Here is a 3,722-nt window from a genome sequence, read left to right as displayed (position 1 = left end):
AAGTTCAGGCCGATACCGTAGGAAGCTTTTTGCGCCGGGGATTTCAGCTCTACGCTGGTAAGCGAATCACAACACGCAAGTACCAGGCTAACCAGGGCTACCGCCGCCGCCAACCGATGCTGTTTCATGCTATTTCCTTGTTCATGCGCCGAAAGGGCAATCGAGTAAAGCCGCGAGCTTATCAGGCCGCCACGACCAATGGCTACCGGCATGAGAGCAGTAAAGCGGCGATAAGTTCAGGTATTGAAACGCATTCGGCTAAAGGCACGATGAAGCTTCTGTCATCTACGCCCTACAACGATTGATGCCACTTCTCACAACAGTTGGCGTAATGGCCACTTGCCCACCCTCATAGCCTCAGGCATAACAGCGCAATAATTCGACAAGGATGTTTAACTTGCGCCGCTTATTCCGTGCTTTGACCCTGATCGTCGTGCTGCTCGGCCTCGTCCTCGCCGTGGTTTTGTACTACGTCGCCAACCCGAAATTACCGTTCTACACCCCGGCCGAGCAGGTGCATTACCTGAATCAATGGTCGGAAGAACAGCGGCAAACTTATTACTTCACGCCTCAGGGCACACAGGTCAAAGGCCTGCGCTATGAGTGGTTTCAAGCGCTGGAGTTGCCCTTCTCCGAGCAGCGTTTCGCCTCTGCGGAATACCTCGCGCGTTTCGGTTTTCTGGTCGATCCAAAACAGAAAGCCACGCAGAACAACCCCGGCAACCTGCCCGTGGGTTTCGCCCGGCATCAAAACCCCGCTACTTCCGAGCAATATCTCGACATAACTTGCGCCGCTTGCCACACCGGCGAATTGCGTTTCAAAGGTCAGGCTGTGCGCATCGACGGAGGCACCGCGCAGCACGTGTTGCCTTCCAGTGTTCCTACATTGCACGGCGGCAGTTTCGGACAGGCATTGGTCGCGAGTCTGACGGCGACTTACTACAACCCGTGGAAATTCGAACGCTTCGCCCGAAGCGTGCTCGGCGATCAATACGACGTGCGCCACGAGCAACTGCGCAAGGACTTCAAAACCTCGCTGGATACGTTCCTGAAAGTCGCCTGGAACGACACCCATCGCGGCCTCTACCCCACCGAAGAAGGCCCGGGGCGCGCCGATGCATTCGGTCGAATTGCCAACGCGACCTTCGGCGATGCGATTTCCCCCGCCAACTATCGCGTGGCCAATGCGCCAGTCGATTACCCGCAGTTGTGGGACATGTGGAGGTTCGATTGGGTGCAGTGGAACGGCTCGGCGCAACAGCCGATGGCGCGCAATATCGGCGAAGCGCTGGGCGTGGGCGCCACGCTGAATTTCTTCGACGCCAATGGCCAACCGCTGCAAGACGATGAGCGCTACGCCTCCAGCGTTCGCGTGCGCGATCTGCACACAATTGAAGAAACCCTGCAAAAACTGCAACCACCGGCCTGGCCGGAAGACGTACTCGGCGCCGTCGATAAACCATTGGCCGCCAAGGGCCGCACGCTGTTTGCGGAAAACTGCGCCGGCTGCCATGTGCCGCGCGTCACTCAGGAAGGTGAGCGCTGGGTGCAGCATTTGCACATGCTGCCGCTCGATGTGATCGGTACTGACCCGAACGCCGCCACCAACATCGCCACCCACCGCTTCGACCTGACAGCGCTGCAATGGGATTTGAAAGAGCTGGCGAAAATGGACGTCAAGTTGCACCCGACGCCCACCGAACCGCTGGATCTGAGCCAGCTGTCAGTCGCCAAGGGACTGGCGTACGTCACCGCTTTCGTCGAAAACCGCGCCTACCGCGAAGCCAACGTCACTCCGCAAGAAAAACCTCGACTGGACGGTTTCGGCCTGCCGATCGGCGTGCGCGAAAAAGTCGCTTACAAGGCGCGGCCATTGGCTGGCGTCTGGGCGACCCCACCCTTTCTGCACAACGGTTCGGTGCCAAGCGTTTATCAATTGCTCTCGCCGCAGGATGAGCGCGCGACCACCTTCTATAAAGGCACCTTCGAATACGATCCTCGGCATCTGGGCTATCGCACCGAAGCGTTCACCAATGGCTTCCTGTTCGATACGCGGATCAGTGGCAACCGCAACAGCGGTCATGAATTCCGCGCCGGCGAACGCGGCAATGGCGTGATCGGCCGACTGTTGCAGCCCGAAGAACGCTGGGCCTTGCTCGAATACCTGAAAGTGCTGGGCGGCCCACTGGAGGCGCAATTGCCATGACGATGCCGACATTCAAGAAAGAACTGCCGTTGCTCGCCCGAATCTGGTTGTGGCTGGGGCGCTTGCTTGGCAAAACCGTGTTAATCCTGCTGGTGATTGGCTTGCTCGGCTGGGCGATCGCGACGGCGTGGTTTGCCTGGCAGCACCGCGGCCCGGTGTCGGCGCTGGAGCAGATTCCGCCCGGCGAAGCGACGATGACGCAGGACGTGATCCAGACCGCCGTGCGCATCGTCGATCAACACCGCGAGCAAACGCGTTATCTGCGCGACGCCCATGCCAAAGCGCATGGTTGCGTGAAGGCAGAAGTCAAAGTATTGCCGGAATTGGCGCAACAATTGCGCCAAGGCGTGTTCAGTGAGCCGGGGAAAACCTGGCAGGCGATGATTCGTCTGTCGAATGGCAACGCCTATCCGCAATTCGACAGCCTGCGCGATGCTCGGGGTATGGCGATCAAATTGTTCGATGTGTCGGGTAAACCCTTGCTCGGCGATCGACCGGCGCAAGGCGAACAGGATTTCGTGATGTTCAGTCATGCGAACTTCTTTGTCAGCGATGTCGCTGAGTACCGTCAGAATGTCGCGGCGCAGGCTGACGGCAAGAAGATCATGGCGTTTTTTCCGGGGTGGGATCCGCGCACCTGGCAGATCCGTCATCTGTTTATTGCTCTGGCCACGCTGGCACCGCCGCCGGACAGCCCGACGCAGACGACTTATTTTTCAGTCTCGCCGTACAAATTCGGTGAGGCCAATGCGAAATTTCGGGTGATGCCGGATCCGGACAGTTGCCCGGCGTACACGTTGCCCAAACAGAATCACGATCTGCCGAATTTTCTGCGCAGCGCTCTGAATCAGCAGTTATCGACGGATCGGGTGCCGGCGTGTTTTGTCCTGCAGATTCAGCGTCAGGATGCCAACAAGTACATGCCGATCGAAGACACCAGCATTGAATGGCGTGAGCAGGACTCGCCGTTTGAGACGGTGGCGCGGATTACCTTGCCGGCGCAGGACTTCGATACGCCTGCGCTGAATCTGGCGTGCGACAACCTGTCTTTCAATCCGTGGTTTGGTATCGAGCCGCATCGGCCGATTGGCGGGATCAACCGCTTGCGTAAAGCGGTGTATGAAGCGGTGAGCGACTATCGCCACAGCCAGAATGCCGCGCATTAAAAAAATATGCACATAACCTGTGGCGAGGGGATTTATCCCCGTTGGGCTGCGAAGCGGCCCCCGCTTTTAAAACCTGGGCCCGCTGCGCAAGCCAACGGGGATAAATCCCCTCGCCACAGGTCAGCATCAAATCTGAGATTTCATAAACCCCAGACAGCAAAAAGCCCGCACTAGGCGGGCTTTCTGTGGATTCTGGCGTTCAGTGTTCCAGATTCCGAATATGGCGCAGCGGACGGGACTCGAACCCGCGACCCCCGGCGTGACAGGCCGGTATTCTAACCGACTGAACTACCGCTGCGCGAAACGCTTGAAACGAATGGTGGGTGATGACGGGATCGAACCGCCGACAT

At 58.3% G+C, this 3,722-nt stretch carries 2 protein-coding genes, 1 tRNA gene and 1 pseudogene; 2 read left to right on the top strand and 2 right to left on the bottom strand.

Annotated features, from left to right (window positions below):
* Positions 1 to 212, bottom strand: a pseudogene (locus ACIP66_RS28280) (FKBP-type peptidyl-prolyl cis-trans isomerase); the annotation flags it as partial.
* Positions 213 to 397: 185 nt separating this feature from the next.
* Here ACIP66_RS28280 and ACIP66_RS28275 point away from each other — a divergent pair.
* Together ACIP66_RS28275 and ACIP66_RS28270 are read left to right on the top strand one after the other, a co-directional pair.
* Entirely contained in the window at positions 398 to 2,206 is a 1,809-nt protein-coding gene (locus ACIP66_RS28275) for a di-heme-cytochrome C peroxidase (protein ID WP_400652536.1), read from the top strand.
* Positions 2,203 to 3,372 carry a catalase family protein gene (locus ACIP66_RS28270; protein ID WP_400652533.1) on the top strand — a complete coding sequence of 390 codons (1,170 nt, stop codon included), beginning with the start codon at positions 2,203 to 2,205 and terminating at the stop codon, positions 3,370 to 3,372. Before ACIP66_RS28275 ends, ACIP66_RS28270 begins: the two co-directional genes overlap by 4 nt.
* A 221-nt stretch (positions 3,373 to 3,593) precedes the next feature.
* On the opposite strand, the gene ACIP66_RS28265 is transcribed toward ACIP66_RS28270, so the two are convergent.
* Positions 3,594 to 3,670: transfer RNA gene (locus ACIP66_RS28265), tRNA-Asp, on the bottom strand.
* Positions 3,671 to 3,722 lie beyond the last annotated feature (52 nt).

The organism is Pseudomonas sp. NPDC088429 (assembly GCF_044753305.1).
Classification (GTDB): domain Bacteria; phylum Pseudomonadota; class Gammaproteobacteria; order Pseudomonadales; family Pseudomonadaceae; genus Aquipseudomonas; species Aquipseudomonas rustica.
Note: the sequence above shows the minus strand (reverse complement) of the source record. Positions and strands in the feature narration are given on the sequence as shown.

Bases quoted from the DNA above. Each gene is read 5' to 3' on its own strand.
- ACIP66_RS28270 (WP_400652533.1), top strand. From the start codon at position 2,203: ATGACGATGCCGACATTCAAGAAAGAACTGCCGTTGCTCGCCCGAATC.